Raw genomic sequence first — 18,075 nt, forward strand, 5'->3', positions numbered from 1 at the left:
GCCCCTAGCCCCCGTACCATTCAGGCCTTCCCTCTGGCACATCCGCCGCCTTGCCCTGCCACAGGTCGCGTGCGTTCATGGCTCGCCGCAGGTCGGTGATAACGCCGCGTTTTTCCGCAGCCCAGGCAGGGGCCAGCAGCTCGCCGGGGGCAGGGTCGCTCTGCACACGGTGCATGACGATGCCCGAAGGTATGCGCGGCAAGGCTGTGCAAAGCAGGTCCACATATTCGTCACGGGCCAGGGGGCTAAAGCCGCCAGCCTCATACTGGCGGGCCAGAGCCGTGCCCTGGGGCACATAGACATTGTGCAGCTTCAGCCCGCGCAGCGGTAATGAAAGCGCCCAGTCCAGGCTCTCAAAAAAATCTTTTTCGTCTTCGCCGGGCAGCCCGGCCATAAGATGTCCGCATACGGCGAGCCCCCGCTCTGCAGCCTCACGCACGGCGCGCTCGGAACAGGCGGCGTCGTGCCCACGGTTTATGCGCTGGAGCGTGGCGTCATGGACACTTTGCAGTCCCAACTCCAGCCATACCTCGGCAAGGGCATGCTCATGCCCATTGTCTCCGTTGGCATTTTGCGTATACTGCTCTGCAGAGCTCACGTTGACGGGAAGGCCCGTCTGGCAGGCGGCCAGCAAGTCCAGCTTGCGAGGGCTAAGACAGTCCGGCCGCGTCCCCACGGCCACGCCCAGGCAACCGGGCAGAGCTGCGACCTGTTGGAGCAAATGTTGCAAGCGCTCTGGGGAACCGTAGGTATTCGAGTAGGACTGGAGATAGGCCATAAAGGCCCTGTCAGAGTCGGTTGCGCGGTATTTTTCAAACCACGCCTGCCATTGGCGGGCCAGAGAAAACCCGCGTTCCCCGAGGCCGGAACCAGATCCGGCGGCATTGCAGAACGTGCAGCCGTGACGCGAGAGCGAACCATCGCGATTGGGGCAGGAGGCTCCCGCGTCAAGTGGAATTTTTTGCACCCGTGTACCGTATTTACGACGAAAATACACGGCCAGAGTATGCCAACGCAGCATGTTTACAAGCCTTGACGGCGAAAAAAGCCATGTAGCGGCGAGGACAAAGATTTTGAACCTCGCTCCAGCCATCTTGACTTCACGCCGGATTTAGCAGAACAGTTTTCAGCCTGACGTTACCGATTTTTACCGCCCTCCGCCTTATCCGCACACCGGGCGCGGGGCGTTGTTTTATTGAACTTGACGGACAATTTCGCTTGAGGCGAAGATACGCATACCAGCACAGTGAGGCAAGTTAGAGTAATGTCCAAAATTCTGGATTTCGCATTAGGCATGTTTTCCAATGACCTGGCCATCGACCTCGGCACGGCCAATACCTGCGTCTACGTCAAGGGACACGGTATCGTGCTGCGCGAGCCGTCTGTGGTGGCCGTCAAAAAGGACCAGCGCGGCAACAATGTGGTTCTCGCCGTGGGCCAGGACGCCAAGCGCATGCTCGGCAGAACGCCCGGCAACATTTGGGCCATCCGTCCTATGAAGGACGGCGTTATCGCCGACTTTGAAGTGACCGAGGCCATGCTGCGTCACTTTATCGCCAAGGTACACAACTCCCGCCGGCTGGTGCGCCCCCGCATCATGATCTGCGTGCCCACGGGCATCACCCAGGTGGAAAAGCGCGCCGTGAAAGAGTCGGCTCAATCCGCTGGCGCCCGCGAGGTTTACCTCATCGAGGAACCAATGGCAGCAGCCATTGGCGCGGATCTGCCCATTCAGGAACCTACCTCCAACATGGTGGTGGACATCGGCGGCGGCACCACGGAAGTGGCGGTCATCTCCCTTTCGGGCATTGTGTACTCGCGCTCGGTTCGCGTTGGCGGCGACAAGATGGACGAAGCCATCATGACCCACGTCAAGCGCAAGTATAACATGCTGATCGGCGAATCTTCAGCTGAAGAAATCAAGATCAAGATCGCCTCGGCCTACCCCCTTGATCCTGAACAGCAGATTGAAGTCAAAGGCCGCGACCTTGTGACGGGTATTCCCCAGAATATCATCATCACCTCCGAAGAAGTGCGCAAAGCCATTTCCGAACAGGTGGACAGCATAGTGCAGGCCGTGCGCATCGCCCTTGAACAGACCCCGCCCGAACTGGCTGCAGACATTGTGGACCGCGGCATCGTTCTCACGGGCGGCGGCGCGCTGCTGAAGGGTCTGGACCAGCTTTTGCGCGAAGAAACCTCGCTGCCCATCACCGTCGTGGACGATCCCCTGTCCACCGTTGTTGTGGGTACGGGCCGCGCTATGGACAACCTGCATATTCTTAAAGAAGTGTGTATCGACTAATCTGCGCGGCATACGCGCGCACCCAGCTTCAATGCCGGATTGCTGACGGCGCCGCGCTGGAAGAAACTATTCCAGCGCGGCGTCTCTCGTGTTTAGACGGTCTGCTCAACGGGAGCCCCTGCCTGTGACTCTGCGGCGCATTCTCATACTTGCGGGCATCATGCTCATCCTTTTTCTGGCCATGTACTCATGGAATCAGCGCACGCGCGCGCTGGACGACCTGGCGGCTGAAGTTGGCCTTGAGCTGACCGGGGCTGTGCTCAAGCCTCTGCGCGGCATTCAGGATTCCGGTCAGGACATGTGGGACCGCTATTTTGATCTGGTGGCCGTTCGTGAAGAAAACGAGGCCCTCAGACAGCGCGTCAACGAGCTCGAGGCCCGCCTGCTTGCCAACGGCGAAGACATGGCCGAACTCAAGCGCTTGCGCACGCTCATCCAGCTGCCTGTGGACCAGAGCTGGAGGCCCCTTGGGGCGCGCGTGCTGGCCGGGCGCATGGGCCCCAACGCCGTGCTCGACAGCATCACCATCAGCCGCGGCTACAGCACGGGCGGACGCCCCGGCACCCCCATCGTAACGCATCTTGGCCTTGTGGGCCGCGTGCTCAAGGCCAGCGCCCACAGCGCCATCGCCCTGCTGCTCACTGATCCGGGCAGCCGCATCGCCATATTTTCTCAGGAAACCCGCGCCCCCGGCATTCTCACCGGGCACGGCACAGACCAGCCGATGGAAGTGAACTTCGTGCAGCGCGCAGCCAAAGTGCGCGACGGCGAAATACTCATTACCTCAGGGCTGGACGGCAAGTATCCCAAGGGTATTCCCGTGGCCAGAGTTCTCAGCGTCGCCCCTTCCGACTACACCCAGTTCATGGCCATCAAGGCTGAACCGCTGGTAGACCTGCACCATCTGGAAGAAGTGCTGCTTCTGGAACCCACGGGCGTAGCGCCGCCGCCCGACCTGGGCGCGCCCCCCAAAGAAATTCACGGGCCTCCTGTGCCCGCCCGCCCCGGCTCATGAGCACCCTGCGCAATATCATCTGGTGGCTGTGCTTTCTGGCTGTGGCCGTGGGCATACAGGCTGCGGTTCCAGGGCTGGACGTCATGACAGTGGGCCTTATTATTCTGCTGCAAGAGCGTGACTACAAAAACATGTTCTGGCTGCTGCCCCTCTTCATCCTTTTGCAGGAAGGCATGGGCACAAGAACCTTTGGCGGCGTCATCGTCTGGTATGTAGCCGTCATTGCGCTCTTTCGCATGGGCCGATGGCTGTTTGAGGCGGAAAACTTTCTTTTCATCTTTCTGCTTTCGGCCTGTCTGGGCGCGGCGTATTACGGCGTAGCCTGGCTTATGGCCCCATTGCAGGACCTGCCCTTCAATGTGCAGGACATACTGGATAAAAGCCTGATCCAGGCAATCTTCATACCCGTTGCCTGGAAAATACTGGTGGCAACCCGCCACGGGAAGGGCCATGTTTCGGAAAGCTAAAAAAAGTCTGCTCGGTGCGGGAGAAAAACCCGCCCGTAAAGGCATACGCTCCTGGCTCAAAATCCAGGTCGAGAGTGAAGGCTATCAGCCCCCGCGCGGCGGGGTCATCCTTTTGCAGGTGCTGGTTGGCCTGCTGTTCTTCGTTTTTGTGGTGCGTTTCTGGTATTTGCAGATGCACCGGGGGGCAGATTTTGCACAGCAGGCGCAGAACAACCGCCTGCGCATCGAACGCATTTTTGCCCCGCGAGGCCGCATCATGGACGACCAGGGCAAGGTGCTGGCCGACAACCGCACTGCCTACGGCCTTTCGCTGGTGCGCGAAGACTGCCCCGACATTCCCGCTACCCTTGCCCAGATCAGCGCATGGTCAGGCATTCCCTTGCCCCAGATATGGGACAAATTCCGGCAGGACAGGTTCAAGGTCAAATCATTTGAACCCCTCCTGATGATCACTGACATTGATTTTGATCTCGTGGCGCGCATTGAATCAGAAATCTATGCATGGCCCGGCCTTGAAATCGTGGTGCGCACCAAGCGCAGCTACCCCGAAAAAGATCTTTTTGCGCACGTGCTGGGCTATGTGGCTGAAGCCAACGAACAGGAAATGGCGGCAGACAGCGCCCTTGCCATGGGCGACCTTGTGGGCAAGCAGGGGCTGGAGCTGGAGCTGGAAAAGCAGCTGCGTGGCCGCAAGGGGCTTTACGACGTTGAAGTGGACGCCCACTCCCGCGTGCTTGGCAAGTTTTTGCGTGAAGAGCCGCGCGGCGGCAAGGAAATACGCCTTTCGCTGGACAGGGATCTTCAGGAAGCCGCCTGGAACGCCCTTGGCGGCGAGGCTGGCTGCGTCGTCGTTATGGAGCCGGACACAGGCAAACTGCGCGCGCTTGTCACATCACCAGCGTACGACAACAACCTTTTCGCAGCGGGCATTTCCCAGCGCGACTGGGACGCCCTGCGCACCAACAGCCGTTACCCCCTGCAAAACCGGGTGATCCAGAGCGTATACCCCCCTGGCTCCGTCTGGAAGCTGGTGGTGGCCGCCATGCTGCTGGAGCGCGGCGTCAACCCGCGCGAATCCGTGCAGTGCACCGGGCAGGTCAAACTGGGCAACCAGATCTTCCGCTGCTGGAAGCGCGGCGGGCACGGCGCACAGGACATGCAGAGCGCCCTGATCAACTCCTGCGACGTCTATTTCTACCAGATGGGCGAACGCATGGGCATTGACAAGCTGGAAGAATTTGCCAAGGCTAGCGGCTTCGGACGCCCCACCGGCATTGACCTGCCGCACGAAAAATCCGGTCTCGTGCCTTCCAAGGAATGGAAGCGGCGCCGCTTTGGACGCCCCTGGGTGCGCGGCGAAACCTACAACGTCTCCATTGGTCAGGGCTATACTCTGGTCACGCCCGTACAGATGGCCGTTTTTGTGTCAGGTCTCCTCAATGGCGGCGAACTGCTCAAGCCGCAACTGCTGGACGACGCCCAGCGCGAAGTCAAAGGACGCATACCGGCCAAGGCCTCCACGCTCAATTTTGTGGTCGAAGCCATGCGTAAAACCGCTGGCGGCGGCACAGCCAGAGTGGTGGGCCGCAAGGACGCCGACATGGGCGGTAAAACGGGCACAGCCCAGGTGGTCAAACTTAAAATGGCCGCCAATGACCGCCGACTGCGCACCCACGAAATGGAATATGCCCAGCGTGACCATGCGTGGATAACCACCTGGGGCGTCAAGGATGGCAAGTCCTATGTGGTTGTGGTGATGGTGGAACACGGCGGCGGCGGCTCCAGTGTGGCTGGTCCCGTGGCAAGAAAGGTATACGACCATCTTTTTGGTCCCGACCCCAATGCCCCTGCGGCTCCTGTGGTTCAGGCTCCAGCCAGCCCGGGTGAACGGGCCGATTAACCGCGCCGCATCGCCATAAAATTCTGACGCCGCGCAGGCGGCGCCTGCGCCCAGGCGCGTTACGGCCCGCAAGGGCCCATGCTCTGACCGGATAAAACCGCATGGATAAAAGTCTTCTCAGCTACATCAACTGGGGCCTGCTGGCCTGCATGCTCCTGCTCTACGTTGTAGGCGTGGGCAATCTGTATTCAGCCAGCGGCACCCGTGTTGAGACGGGGCTGGCCTTCAACAGCTTCTACCAGCGGCAGATCATCTGGGGGCTGTGCGGCCTGGCCTGCATGTTGCTGGCCATGACTTTTGACTACCGGCAGCTGCGTAATCTGGCGTGGCCCTTCTTTTTGCTCACCCTGCTTCTTTTGCTGCTCGTGCCCATTGCAGGAAAAACCGTCTACGGAGCCAAGCGCTGGATATCGCTGGGTTTCATGAGCATTCAACCTTCCGAGCTGGCAAAACTTTCAGTACTGGTGCTGGCCGCCCGGCTGCTTGCGCGCGACAGCCTGCCCCTCGGCTGGAAGGACTTCATGTCCGTCCTTTTCATCTGTCTGCTGCCCTGCGCCCTCATCATTACCCAGCCGGACCTGGGCACCACCATGCTCATCCTGCTTATTCTGGCGGGCATGATTCTGTTTCACGGGCTCAGGGGCTATGTGCTCAAAACATGCCTTCTGGCTGTGCCCTGTGTGGGGGCTTTTATGTGGTTCGTGGGCATGCACGACTATCAGCGCCAGCGGATCCTGACCTTTCTTGACCCCACCACCGACCCGCGCGGCACTGGCTACCACATCATCCAGTCGCGCATAGCCATCGGGTCCGGCGAGTTGTGGGGCAAGGGCTTCAAAGAGGGCACGCAAAGCCAGTTGCGCTTTTTGCCCGAACGCCATTCGGACTTTGCCGTGGCCGTCTTTGGCGAAGAATGGGGCTTTGTGGGCTGCGTGGCCCTGGTGACGCTGTTCTGCCTTTTCTTGCTTTCCATTTTTTCCACCGCTGTGCAGGCCAAAGACCGCTTTGGCAGCATGCTGGTGGTCGGGGTGTTCTTTTACTTTTTCTGGCAAATATTGATAAATATGGGCATGGTCATCGGCATCATGCCAGTGGTGGGCATTCCACTGCCCTTCATCAGCTACGGCGGCAGCGCCACCGTGGTCAATTTCACGCTGCTGGGCATTGTGCTCAACGTGTCCATGCGGCGATTCATGTTCAAGGGATAATTGCAAATCCAACGGGGAGACCACTGTGGCCAAGGACGAAATAGCCTACCTGGGTTCCGATACTGTTTATGAAGGCAAGCTGCATTTCAAGGGCACTGTGCGCATTGAAGGCAAGTACAATGGCGAAATCGTCAGCGAAGGCACGCTGAACGTGGGCAAGGACGCCCAGGTCACAGGTACGCTTGATGTGGGTGAACTGCTGCTTTCTGGCCGCTTTAACGGCGAGGTTACGGCCCGCCGCCGTGTGGTGGTTTATGGTTCGGGCATACTGGAAGGCCATGTGCAAACCCCGGTGCTGCTGACGGAAGAAGGCGGCATAATCGAGGGGCAGGTAAGCATGCAAAGTTCCGGCAAGGTCAAAGCCTGAGGAACCTTCGCAAGCTCTCTTGTTCGCCATTCGGGCCGTCTGGAAACCGCCGCCGCCACTATTTGCCCCGGTGAGAAAAATAGCGCATACTCATAGTCTGGCACACTGCAATACGGATATGATCCTTCGTGACCCCCTGGTCACTGTACAGGCAGACTATTTTGCACCGCTTTCTTCAAGGAGGCACACATGGCACAAGACTATTTTCGCGCTCTCAGAGATGTTGCGCTGGTTATCAACTCCAGCCTTGAGCCCAAGGATGTCCTGCATAAAATAACGGAACAGACCGCTGTTACAATGGGCTGCAAGGCAAGCACCATCCGCCTGCTGGACAGCACTGGCCGTTTTCTGCTGCCCAGCGCGGCCTATGGCCTTTCCGCCACCTACCTGCGCAAAGGCTCGGTAGAAGTCAAACGCAGCGGCATGGACGGCGAGGTTCTGGCTGGCAAAACCATCCACCTCAAAGACGCCGCCGCTGACGGCCGCTTTCAGTACCCCGAATCAGCCAAGGCAGAAGGCCTTGTTTCCGTTCTGTCGTCTCCGCTTATGGTGGACGGCAAGGCCATCGGCCTTATCCGCGTATACTCCGCCCAGGAACGTGACTTCACTGCCGACGAGCAGACCTTTATGGAAGCCGTTGCCGCCATCTCGGCCCTGGCCATCGAAAACGCGCGCCTTCATGAAGCACTGCGCAACAATTACGAGCTGATGACCAAACACGCTTACTCGGTCTACGAAGACTAGGGCGCGCCGGGCGGGCCTGTTTGCTTTCGCGTCGACCAACGGCGCATGCCCGGCGGCTGCGCAAGCAAACCCTGCAAATCAGCAGCCTGCCCACGCTGGAGAATGATTCTCCACATGCAAACGTGCCCGGCAGATGACGTCCCTGCGCATGTAACAGCGCGAGGTACCCAGACGACACCCCCTCTATTTCGTGAGGATTTCGCATATGAGCAAAATCAGAATAGGCATTAACGGCTTTGGCCGAATTGGCAGACAGGTTTTTCGCGCTCTGCACCAGAGCTACCGCGACCGCGTGGAAGTGGTAGCCATCAACGACCTGTTTGACGCCGAAACCAACTTTCACCTGCTGGAATACGATTCGGTTTACGGGCGCGCCCACCTGGACGCCAAGATCGACGGCACTGAAGTGACCGTTGGCGACTGGAAAGTGCACTGCTTTGCCGAACGCGACCCCAAACAGCTGACCTGGGGCGAATACGGCGTGGACATTGTTGTGGAAAGCACGGGTATTTTCCGCAAGGCTTCCCAGTGCTCCGTCCACATTGAAAACGGAGCCAAAAAGGTCATCATTACCGCTCCCGCCAAGGAAGAAGACATTACCATCGTTATGGGCGTGAACCATAAGGACTACGATCCGGCCAAACACCATATCGTTTCCAACGCCTCATGCACCACCAACTGCCTGGCCCCTGTGGCTCTGGTGCTGCAAAACGAGTTTGGCATCCAGATCGGCAACATGACCACCATCCACTCCTACACCAACGACCAGCGCATTCTGGACATGGCCCACAAGGACCCGCGCCGTGCCCGCGCCGCTGCGTGCAATATCATTCCCACGTCCACTGGCGCTGCTCAGGCCGTGGCCAAGGTTATTCCCGCGCTCAAGGGCAAGTTCAGCGGCTACTCGCTGCGCGTGCCCACGCCCACCGTGTCTGTAGTGGACTTTACCGGCATTCTGGAAAAGGAAACCGACACCGAAACCCTGCTGGGCAAGCTCAAGCACGCCTCTGAAACCTACCTCAAGGGCATTCTTGAATACAACGACAAGCCACTGGTTTCGATGGACTTCAAGGGCAATCCCGCTTCATCCATCCTTGAAGCTTCCTACACCACGGTGCAGGAAGGCAAAATGGTCAAGCTGGTGGCATGGTACGACAACGAGTGGGGCTATTCCTGCCGCGTCTGCGACCTTGCCTGCCTTATGGCTGAAAAGGGCCTCTAGGCCCGGACCACACAAAAGCTAACAGCCCCTTGCGGGCGCGCCTGCCCAGTGCAAAGCGCGCCCGCAAGCGCTTTTATACCGCAAACGAGCACGCCATGCCCGACACGCAGGCCGCAGCACCCTCCTTTCTGCCATTCTTTCTGGCCGCCAGCCTCGCCCTGGCCGGAGGCTTTGCAGACGCCGCCTCCTTTGTGCTGCTGGGCGTTTTCAGCGGGCACCTCACTGGCAACAGCATATTGAGCGGCATCAGCATTGTTGAGGGCAGCTTTACGCAGTTGTGGGCCATTCTTACGGCTGTGGGCGGCTTTGTAAGCGGCACCGTAAGCGGTGTGCTGTGGCGCAGGCGTATTGGCACCGCGCGCGGCATGGCCCTGCCCCTCGCGCTTGAAATTATTGTGGTGGGCGTGGGCGTTCTGGCATACGAAAATTTGGACGCATCCCTGCGCGACTATGGCCTGGCCCTTTGCCTCAGCCTGGCTTTGGGCCTGCAGAACGGCGTTTACGCCACTGTGGGAACATCCAAGGTACACACCACCTATATTACAGGTGTAACGACCTCCCTGCTGAACACGCTGTTCTACGGGCCGGAACAGAGCGCCGCCAAAAGGCACGACAGGGGCATGTTCGCCACGGTGCTGTGCAGCTTTGTGCTGGGCGGAGCCGCCGGGGCTTTTCTGACATACCACCACGGCGTACTGGGCGTTTTTGGGCTTATGGCCCCGCTGCTCATAGCCATGCCCCTTTGCTGCCGGTTCTTTTCGCGCCCATAACAGGGCCCTGGCTCCAGACAAAGCAGCCCGCCATTGAAGTGGCCCCTGCATCATGATGGGCAACTGATCCGCCGTAATGCGACAGGCCCGTTGCCACACCTGATGGGGCGGCAACGGGCCTGCTTGTTCTGTTCAATAAAGCTATTTGGCCGTTGCTGGAACATTTCAAAGCAGAAATGTTCCAGTTAAGCCTATGACCTTTTCAGTTGATCCACAATGGCCCGCAAATCGCCAGACATGGCCGCGAGCTGCTGAATAGCCTGTGCGGATTCTGCCTGGCCCTTTGAGGTTTCATCTGTAATTCTTGTAACTTCTTCAATGGCCTGAGATATCTGCTCTGAAGCCGCCGACTGCTCTTCAGCCGCCGTGGCTATGGACTGCGCCTGATCCGCGTTGTCCCTGGCGTAGGAGAGAATATTGTCAAGCGCTGCCCCCGAATCCCGCGACAGGCCCGTGGTTGTGCCCACCGCGTCCACTGCGGCGTCCATAGAACGGATGCTTTTTTGCGCGGCCACCTGAATGGCTGAAATGTTCTCTCCCACTTCCTTTGTGGCGCCGATGGTTTTTTCGGCCAGCTTGCGAACCTCGTCAGCAACCACGGCAAAACCGCGCCCGGCATCACCAGCGCGGGCCGCTTCAATGGCAGCGTTGAGCGCCAGCAGGTTGGTCTGGTCAGCGATGTCGTTGATGACATCCATAATGGCTCCGATGCTGTTGGCCTGACGCCCCAGCTCCGTGAGATCATCCTTCATTGCAAGACTTTGCTCCTGCACATGGTTGACCGAGGTGATGACCTGACGCACAAGGTCAGCGCCACGCCCGGCCTCGTTTTGCGTATTTACGGCATTGGTTGCGGCATCGCCGGAATTGCGCGCCACCTCCACCACAGACACGCTCATCTGCTCCATGCTGGTGGCTGTTTCGGCCATGCGCTGTTGCTGTACTGCAGCGGATCTGGATATCTGCTCCGACTGGGCGGCCAGCTCTTCGGTACTTGAGGCTATGCGCTCCACCACGCCCTCAATTTGTGAGGCCGCCTGAAGAATACCGCGCTGGGTGGCCAGCTCGGCCTCCTTGCGGGCCTCTTCGGCTTCGCTCACGGCCTTGCGTGCACGTTCTGCTTCCTGAATGGCAAGTTTTTCTTTTTCTTCCGTGGTGGTTATCATTTCCTTCAGTCTGTTCACCATCGTACGCAAAGCGTCGGCCAGCACGCCAACTTCGTCCCTGCTTCTGACATCCAGATTTTCATCAAGCTTTCCTTCAGATATGGAAGCAGCAAAGCCCACGCACTTGCCAAGAGGCCTGAAAATCAGGCGGGAGACCAGAAAATTTACCATAAGGGCTGAAAGCACCAGGGCAACCACTGCAGCTATGGAGCTGTGCAGCAGGTTTTTATCCGAATCCTGATGAATGACGTCCACGTCTTCGTAGGTCCACACCTTCCAGTCCAGCCCGTCAATAACGTAAAGGCTGCCCTCGTACTGCTTGTTGGTGTGGGTGAAGAATATTCTGCTGTTGGTGCGCTGATTGCGGTATTTATCCAGCCCAGGGATTTCTTCCCACAGGCTTTTGCCAATGCGCTTCTCATTGCTGTTGGCCATGACGTAGCCATCGGCGCGGGTCAGAAAGACATTCTTGAAATCCAGCACGCCATTGGCGAATTGGGTGATGTCCGTCAAACCCAGGTTGATGCACAGCGTGCCTATCACGTTACCGTTGTCCATTATGGGTACGCCCACGGCCATAACAGTGGCCCCGATGGACGAGGTGTAAGGCGTGGTGACAACGCGCTTTTCACCGCCAAAAAGGCGCTTGTACCATTCACGGCCAAGGCTTTTGGCGTTAAAGTTCTGGATCATGCCCTTGTTATTATGTGTTTCGCCATTTTCAAGGCAATAATAGGCTTCAACAAGCTTTGTCTGCTGCAACAACTGGATAAGCACATTCCTGCGGTATTCATACCGGTCTTCACCAGTAACGCCCACAGGGTTGGCCAGCATTTTGGCTGACAGTTCCAGCATGTTGAAATACACGTCCATTTTTTCGGCAACGGCCTTGCCCACTGACCGTGAAATGGTGTCCAGCTGCTCGATTTTGGCGTCGTTGGATGACGAACTGAAGCTTCTGTACGAATTGACCGTCATGGCCAGAATAACCAACGAAAAGAATGCGAAAACACTTAAAACTATCTTACTTTTTGCGCTCATGACGACGTCACATTCCTTGGTGTAAAAAAATGACGAGACAACCTATTGCCAATCAACGGTTGTTGAAAAGAACATGTTTGATAAAGGGGAAGTTTTCAGTTTCAAAAAACTAATATCATATTACTAATAAGTAAAGACACAATATCAAGTTGCAAAAATGCAACAACGCAATTAGAAACACTTTTATTTATTATATCTGCATATAATTTTCTCACACTGCAATCATACAACATTATTCAATATATAATATTAACAATATAACACTATACAGTACAATTTTACCGGAAATATAGCCTGCCTATTCTTCAAAATACTATTTTCTGCATCATTTTCCATACAATACATTGCAAAAACAGCCGTTTGACATATGAGAACTATAGATCACAAAAGAATTTGAAATTAACATCCAAATATGACAGAACCAATATAACGCGCTACAAGCTTGATAAAGTTTCACTAAATTCAAGGAAGATGTATCTCGCGGCTGCACCGGAGAGGTGCGGCCCCGTTTTCCCCCAACAACGCACTGTTTCAGGCACATTAAAGGCTGTGGGGCGCACCGCCGCCAACCTTCGTTTTATTCAGGCCAGCATCGGCCCAACGATCTCCCAATCCGCCACCACAGCACAGGTAAAATCCATGCCCGCACTGCCCGAAGAAAGCATGCTTGTCGAACAGGTCATGCATGACAACCCGGAAACCCTGACGCCTGAACACAGGCTCAAGGATGCCCTGCCAGTTTACGAGCGGCACGGGGTCAACTGCGTGCCCATTCTGGACACAGATAAAAAGGTTCGCGGTATTTTGACCATATTTCGCCTTGTGCAGGCCATACGGCAGGGAAAATCCTTTGAGACCCCTATCGGTGAAGTAATGGATGTAGACCTAGTGAGCATCCGCAATGACGCCACGTTTGGCGCCGCATGCAGCTTGCCCATAGACAGAATGCTTGTTCTCGACCACGAGGACAAACTGGTAGGTGTACTTACCAAGAAAGACCTTATCCACAAGATATACAACGCCTTCTGTAGCGCAGATTACCATAACAGAGAGCTGGACGCAGTCATCAACTGCGCTACTGACGGGATCATGATCTTCGATCAGGAAGGTGTTCCCCTGTACACCAATGATAAAATCCGCTCCTTGCTGCCAGACTGCGACAACCTGCGCAAGCCGGATTCTCCTGCCATGATGGCTGTGGCCGATTTGCTCAAAAAAACCATGTCCTCACGCAAGGCGGGCAGCACTCTTTTGGAGAACTGCAGCGGCAAGCAGGTCGTCTTTACCATCACCCCCATATTCGACGCCGACCAGCGGCCTTTTCGCTGCGTACTTTCTGCGCAGGACATGACCGAAATCACACGGTTGCAGGAAGAGGCAGAAAACAGCCGCCGCAAGCTGGCGGCCTTTCAGGAAGCCAGCCTCAAGGGCACAAAAATCATTGCCCACAACCCTGCCATGCTGCGCCTGCTTGACGAAGCGGCCCGCCTGGGCGGCGTGGATTCCACCGTGCTCATCACCGGGGAAACCGGCGCGGGCAAAGAGGTTGTAGCCATGAACATTCACAACCACAGCAAGCGCCGCCACGGCCCTCTGGTGCAGATCAACTGCGGCACCATTCCGCATCACCTTCAGGAAGCAGAGCTGTTCGGCTACGAAAAAGGCAGTTTTACCGGGGCCAACGCCAGCCGGGCGGGCATGCTCGAAGTCGCTCATGAAGGCACGCTTATGCTGGATGAAGTGGGCGAAATGGATATGGCCCTCCAGGTCAAACTGCTGCGAGCCCTTCAGGAAGGGGTTATCTACCGCATAGGCGGGCGCAAGCCAGTCAGGCTCGATGTGCGCATCATTGCCATGACCAACCGCGACCTGCTCAAAATGGTGCGCGAGAATACCTTTCGCGAAGATCTTTACTACCGCCTCAATGTCATCCCCCTTTCAGTACCGCCCCTGCGCCAGCGGCGCGAAGACATTCTGCCTCTGGCAAGGCATTTTCTTTCCTGCTTCGGTAAAAAGTATTCCTGCCACTGCCACACGAATCCTCAGGAAGAAGAAATACTGCTTCGGTATTCCTGGCCCGGCAATGTGCGGGAGCTTGCCAATTTTATGGAGCGCCTGACCATTGCAAGCCTTTCACTCGGCAACCGAGAGCTGGTATGGGAAAGTTTTGCCCGTCAGGAAGGCCAGCCTGCGCCGCCCAGAAACGCCACCATGCGTGAACAGATGCAACATTTTGAAAAACAGTGCATTGAAAACGCGCTGCGCAATGCGCCAAGCATCAGGGGGGCGGCCCGCGATCTCAGTGTTTCGCACGCTACGCTTCTGCGGAAAATGCGGGAATATGACATCGTGGTTCAAAACTAAACCATTATCCGATACGGCCAGTCCTGATTCCGCCAATCAGCCGCCAACAGCGGCATAAAGGGGCTAGTGGTTCAAAATCAAACCATATGGTTTGATTTTGAACCACTAGCCCTTGTCTTTTGCTGTCCATAACTGCAAAAAAATATCAATAAATCATAGCATGTTATAAAACTGCACAAGCGTCCTCAACTGGCCTCGCGCTTCAGGCATGCACCGGAGCATACTACGATAACAGGCTACAATAATTAGAAGAACTTTTTGGAACAATGTTTGCTAATTACAGAATTTCCTCACCGGCATATGAGCGGGGAATACCAGAGATTCCAACTGTCGCCAGCGGTGATGGCGCACGTCTCTGGAGGGAGAAGAGAGGGCTTAGGGCATTTCTACCTTGAAATGTTCAGGTGGCTGCGTGAGCAGACGCCCGCCGTGGAGGTATAAGCGCAACTTCAGCTATTTAGTTGCGCGGTTAAACGCCGTAACGAGCGTGTCTTAAACTTTAAGAATACATATTCTCAAAGTTTATCTGCTCTAGAAGGCCTGTTGTCACATATGACTGTCCGGCATGGGGCAACATGCCGGACAGTCGTGACTGAAAATTGAAGAAACGCCGCTGCAAAACAGGCGGCCATGCGTGCAGGCGTAAAAACTCTGGATAAGTTTCGCGTTACGGCTGCAGCTCCGCAGTAAGCAAGGATTGTTGGCGTCAACTGTTCGGGTGTTGCCGCACGCCGTTTCGCGCTGCTACGGCATTTCAGCGAAACAGGCGCGGCGAAAGCAAAACGCCCTTGAAAAATATGAGGAGTAATCATGTCATCTTCGGCCATTTGGATGTTCGGGCTTGCCCTGGCCTATACGCTCTTGCTCATCGTCATGAGTCAGATAGCCAAAAAAAAGGCACAGGCGGGTGAAGATTTTTTTGTGGGCGGGCGAAAGTTCAGCCGCTGGACTGTGGCCTTCTGCATCACGGGTCTGTTTTCTGGCTCCACCTATATCGCCATTCTTGAACTGTCCTACCTCACGGGCATTTCTGCCCTTTGGTATGGCGTGGCTGAACTTACCCATGTGCTGATTATTGCACTGGTGCTCATCGGCCCCTTCCGCAAACGCATGATGGTCACGATTTCCGGCCTGATTGGCGACAAGTACGGCAGAGCCGCCAAGGGCATCGCCGGGGGCATCACGGCCATTACCTTTCCCATGTGGTCGGTGGCCACGGCGCTGGCCTTCGCCTCGTGCATCAACGCCATCACAGGCATGGACATGCTGCTCTCCGTAGTGCTCACGGCCGCACTCATGTATGTCTTTCTCAGCGCAGGCGGCATGTGGTCGGTGGCCATGACGCAGACCGCCAACTTCTTTGTTTTCATGATAATGTTCGCAGTGGCCATCTATGCCATTGCGGTCAATCCCGGCTTCGGCGCGGTGGCCGAACTGCTGACCCAGGACGCCAAGTACGGCAACCTTACCAGCGTTGGCCTGCAAACCATCCTGGCATGGTTCGGCACCTTCCTCATCAACGTGCTGCTGGCCCAGGCCGCTTTTCAGATGGCACTTTCGTGCAAGACCGCTGACGAGGGCCGCAAGGGTCTGCTTATCGCCAGTGGTTTCAACGTTATCTTCATAGCTATGGGCGTACTTGTGGGCGCAGCTGCGGCCATTGCCATGCCGGGCAACGCGCGCGGCCTCGTGGCCGTGCCCAAGTATCTTATGGAAACCCTGCCTGGCCCCATGGTTGGCCTGTTCACTCTGGGTATCTGGGCTTGCGCCCTGGGTTGGGGCGCCCCCTGCCAGTTCTCCGGCGCTACCAGCCTTGGACGTGATGTGGGCTCGGCCATCTGGCCTGATGCCGATGACGCCAAGCTTGTCAAGCTTACCCGCCTTTCACTGCTCGCCCTCACCTGCCTCATGATCCTGTTTGGCTACCTGCGCTCCGAACAGGCGGCATGGTGGAACATTTTCGCATGGACAGCCCGCAACGGCGCAACTTTCGCTCCGATGGTGGCAGCTCTTTTCTGGAGCGTGGCTACGCCGCGCGGCGCGCTGACCGCCCTTATCGCCGGCTGCGGCGCAGGTCTTGTATGGAACTGGCTCGGCGGATGGGCCGTAAGCAGCTTTTACCTCAAAATCCATCCTGTATGGGTGGCAATGGCTGCCAACATCATCGGCATGACCGCAGTATCCCTGGCAGAAAAGGGATGGGACTTCATCAGTCCCTCCGGCAGCATCAAAATACTGCGCAACATATCGGTATTGCTTGCCATTGCACTATGCGTAGCCCTCATGGCTGCCGGTACATGGTTCTACCAGACTGGCCTTTGGGGCATGACGGCCTTCCTGACTGTCCTCTGCGCCTGGGTCGCCCTTATTTTCAGTACAGAACGCAAAAAAACCACTACGATATAAGGATTTCTCATCATGCCCAAGATTCACGTGGAATGGAAAGGAAACATGACTTTTGAGGGAAAGGATTCCGACGGGCACAGCCTGATCATGGACGCTTCAGCCATTTACGGCGGCAGCAATCAGGGCGTGCGGCCGATGGAGATGCTGCTCATTTCTATGGCTGGTTGCACCGGAATTGAAGTGGGGCACGCCATGAACAAGATGCGCCTTGAGTACACGAGCTTCAACATAACCGCCGATGCCGTGCGCCGCGATGAAATCCCCCAGATCTTTACCGAAATCAACGTGGAATACACGGTTGAAGGCCAAGGCATCACCCTGGACAGGTTTGTGCGCGCTTTTGAGCTTGGTGCAGTGAAATACTGCTCTGTAGCCAGCATGCTCAAGGCGTCCAGCAAGATCAATTACAGCTTCATTCTTAACGGCCAGCGCCACGCCTACCCTCTGCCCGGAGGACTGGCCGGAGACGAGGCCGAAAGCTAGCACCAACAGGCCACTACACCGAAAAGGCGGTGACGCTTCGCCCGGCGGACTCCCGTCAGGCGGCAGTCAAGCCCCTGCCGCCATAAACATCCGCCAGGATGCAGGCTCCCGCCTTTCCGGACCCGCCGCCGCGCCTCTTGCAACAGGAAGCGCGGCGGCTTTTCACACCGGGCAACCATAAGGAGAAAATATGACTGACAACACCTTGCCTCAGGACCGTTCCTATACCAGCGAACACATCTGGCTGCTTGAAGACGACGATGGCTTCATCGTGGGAATTTCAGATTTTGCGCAGGCCCAGCTGCAAGAAGTGGTTTATGTGGACATGCCTGCTGTGGGCGACATGCTTGAGGCAGGAAAGGAGTTCGGTTCCGTGGAATCAATGAAATCGGTCAATGCCCTGTTTTCTCCGGTGTCAGGCAAAGTTGCAGCAACCAACGCCAGCCTTGAGGATCAGCCCGGGCTTGTGAACAGCGACTGTTACGGCCAAGGCTGGATTGTGCGCCTGCGCAAGACCGATGCTCCGCAGACTGCCCCCCTGCTCTCTGCCGAAGAATACCAGAAATTTCTGGGGTCGCTGGCTTAACCGTTGCGTCTGACGTCACGCGCAGCACGAG

15 protein-coding genes are annotated in these 18,075 nt (G+C 56.8%); 13 read left to right on the forward strand and 2 right to left on the reverse strand.

What is annotated here, in order from left to right:
• Positions 1–4 precede the first annotated feature (4 nt).
• Positions 5–1,021, reverse strand: a complete 1,017-nt coding sequence (locus HNQ38_RS08050) for a TIGR01212 family radical SAM protein (protein ID WP_183719208.1) — start codon at positions 1,019–1,021, stop codon at positions 5–7.
• Positions 1,022–1,264: 243 nt separating this feature from the next.
• Between HNQ38_RS08050 and HNQ38_RS08055 the strand changes: the two genes are divergently transcribed.
• The 9 genes from HNQ38_RS08055 (at position 1,265) to HNQ38_RS08095 (ending at position 9,998) form a co-directional block, all read left to right on the forward strand.
• On the forward strand, positions 1,265–2,305 hold the full coding sequence (locus HNQ38_RS08055; RefSeq protein WP_183719210.1) for a rod shape-determining protein: 1,041 nt from the start codon (positions 1,265–1,267) through the stop codon (positions 2,303–2,305).
• Positions 2,306–2,429: 124 nt separating this feature from the next.
• Complete coding sequence (gene mreC / locus HNQ38_RS08060) at positions 2,430–3,320, forward strand: rod shape-determining protein MreC (RefSeq protein WP_183719212.1); 891 nt, start codon at positions 2,430–2,432, stop codon at positions 3,318–3,320.
• Complete coding sequence (locus HNQ38_RS08065; RefSeq protein ID WP_183719214.1) at positions 3,317–3,787, forward strand: hypothetical protein; 471 nt, start codon at positions 3,317–3,319, stop codon at positions 3,785–3,787. Before mreC ends, HNQ38_RS08065 begins: the two co-directional genes overlap by 4 nt.
• The gene (gene mrdA / locus HNQ38_RS08070; RefSeq protein ID WP_183719216.1) at positions 3,771–5,687 is read left to right on the forward strand and encodes a penicillin-binding protein 2; all 1,917 of its coding nucleotides are present in this window, start codon (positions 3,771–3,773) and stop codon (positions 5,685–5,687) included. Before HNQ38_RS08065 ends, mrdA begins: the two co-directional genes overlap by 17 nt.
• 101 nt (positions 5,688–5,788) lie before the next feature.
• Positions 5,789–6,895, forward strand: coding sequence for a rod shape-determining protein RodA (gene rodA, locus HNQ38_RS08075; protein ID WP_183719218.1), 1,107 nt, complete (start codon positions 5,789–5,791; stop codon positions 6,893–6,895).
• A 25-nt stretch (positions 6,896–6,920) separates the two neighbouring features.
• On the forward strand, positions 6,921–7,262 hold the full coding sequence (locus tag HNQ38_RS08080) for a polymer-forming cytoskeletal protein (RefSeq protein WP_183719220.1): 342 nt from the start codon (positions 6,921–6,923) through the stop codon (positions 7,260–7,262).
• Between the two features lie 189 nt (positions 7,263–7,451).
• Positions 7,452–8,006, forward strand: a complete 555-nt coding sequence (locus tag HNQ38_RS08085; protein ID WP_183719222.1) for a GAF domain-containing protein — start codon at positions 7,452–7,454, stop codon at positions 8,004–8,006.
• A gap of 205 nt (positions 8,007–8,211) precedes the next feature.
• Positions 8,212–9,228 (forward strand): type I glyceraldehyde-3-phosphate dehydrogenase, encoded by a 1,017-nt coding sequence (gap, locus tag HNQ38_RS08090; protein ID WP_183719224.1) that lies wholly within the window; start codon positions 8,212–8,214, stop codon positions 9,226–9,228.
• A gap of 95 nt (positions 9,229–9,323) precedes the next feature.
• A complete protein-coding gene (locus HNQ38_RS08095; protein ID WP_183719226.1) occupies positions 9,324–9,998 on the forward strand; it encodes a YoaK family protein in 675 nt (224 codons plus the stop codon).
• 191 nt (positions 9,999–10,189) lie between these two features.
• On the opposite strand, the gene HNQ38_RS08100 is transcribed toward HNQ38_RS08095, so the two are convergent.
• Positions 10,190–12,205: a methyl-accepting chemotaxis protein gene (locus HNQ38_RS08100; protein WP_183719228.1), complete on the reverse strand. Its 2,016-nt coding sequence runs from the start codon at positions 12,203–12,205 to the stop codon at positions 10,190–10,192.
• A gap of 639 nt (positions 12,206–12,844) precedes the next feature.
• On the opposite strand from HNQ38_RS08100, the gene HNQ38_RS08105 reads away from it, so the two are divergent.
• From HNQ38_RS08105 to gcvH, 4 genes are all read left to right on the forward strand, one after another.
• Positions 12,845–14,569, forward strand: coding sequence for a sigma 54-interacting transcriptional regulator (locus HNQ38_RS08105; protein ID WP_183719230.1), 1,725 nt, complete (start codon positions 12,845–12,847; stop codon positions 14,567–14,569).
• 810 nt (positions 14,570–15,379) lie between these two features.
• The gene (locus HNQ38_RS08110) at positions 15,380–16,975 is read left to right on the forward strand and encodes a sodium:solute symporter family protein (RefSeq protein WP_183719233.1); all 1,596 of its coding nucleotides are present in this window, start codon (positions 15,380–15,382) and stop codon (positions 16,973–16,975) included.
• Between the two features lie 12 nt (positions 16,976–16,987).
• On the forward strand, positions 16,988–17,458 hold the full coding sequence (locus HNQ38_RS08115; RefSeq protein ID WP_183719235.1) for an OsmC family protein: 471 nt from the start codon (positions 16,988–16,990) through the stop codon (positions 17,456–17,458).
• Between the two features lie 190 nt (positions 17,459–17,648).
• Entirely contained in the window at positions 17,649–18,044 is a 396-nt protein-coding gene (gcvH, locus tag HNQ38_RS08120) for a glycine cleavage system protein GcvH (RefSeq protein WP_183719237.1), read from the forward strand.
• The last annotated feature ends 31 nt before the right edge of the window (positions 18,045–18,075 follow it).

The organism is Desulfovibrio intestinalis, from assembly GCF_014202345.1.
Lineage (GTDB): Bacteria > Desulfobacterota > Desulfovibrionia > Desulfovibrionales > Desulfovibrionaceae > Desulfovibrio > Desulfovibrio intestinalis.

Coding starts and splice junctions, on each gene's coding strand:
- HNQ38_RS08055 (WP_183719210.1), top strand. CDS start 1,265: ATGTCCAAAATTCTGGATTTCGCATTAGGCATGTTTTCCAATGACCTG.
- mrdA (WP_183719216.1), top strand. CDS start 3,771: ATGTTTCGGAAAGCTAAAAAAAGTCTGCTCGGTGCGGGAGAAAAACCC.
- HNQ38_RS08050 (WP_183719208.1), bottom strand. CDS start 1,021: ATGCTGCGTTGGCATACTCTGGCCGTGTATTTTCGTCGTAAATACGGT.
- HNQ38_RS08105 (WP_183719230.1), top strand. CDS start 12,845: ATGCCCGCACTGCCCGAAGAAAGCATGCTTGTCGAACAGGTCATGCAT.
- gap (WP_183719224.1), top strand. CDS start 8,212: ATGAGCAAAATCAGAATAGGCATTAACGGCTTTGGCCGAATTGGCAGA.
- HNQ38_RS08115 (WP_183719235.1), top strand. CDS start 16,988: ATGCCCAAGATTCACGTGGAATGGAAAGGAAACATGACTTTTGAGGGA.
- HNQ38_RS08110 (WP_183719233.1), top strand. CDS start 15,380: ATGTCATCTTCGGCCATTTGGATGTTCGGGCTTGCCCTGGCCTATACG.
- HNQ38_RS08095 (WP_183719226.1), top strand. CDS start 9,324: ATGCCCGACACGCAGGCCGCAGCACCCTCCTTTCTGCCATTCTTTCTG.
- HNQ38_RS08085 (WP_183719222.1), top strand. CDS start 7,452: ATGGCACAAGACTATTTTCGCGCTCTCAGAGATGTTGCGCTGGTTATC.
- rodA (WP_183719218.1), top strand. CDS start 5,789: ATGGATAAAAGTCTTCTCAGCTACATCAACTGGGGCCTGCTGGCCTGC.
- gcvH (WP_183719237.1), top strand. CDS start 17,649: ATGACTGACAACACCTTGCCTCAGGACCGTTCCTATACCAGCGAACAC.
- HNQ38_RS08065 (WP_183719214.1), top strand. CDS start 3,317: ATGAGCACCCTGCGCAATATCATCTGGTGGCTGTGCTTTCTGGCTGTG.
- HNQ38_RS08100 (WP_183719228.1), bottom strand. CDS start 12,205: ATGAGCGCAAAAAGTAAGATAGTTTTAAGTGTTTTCGCATTCTTTTCG.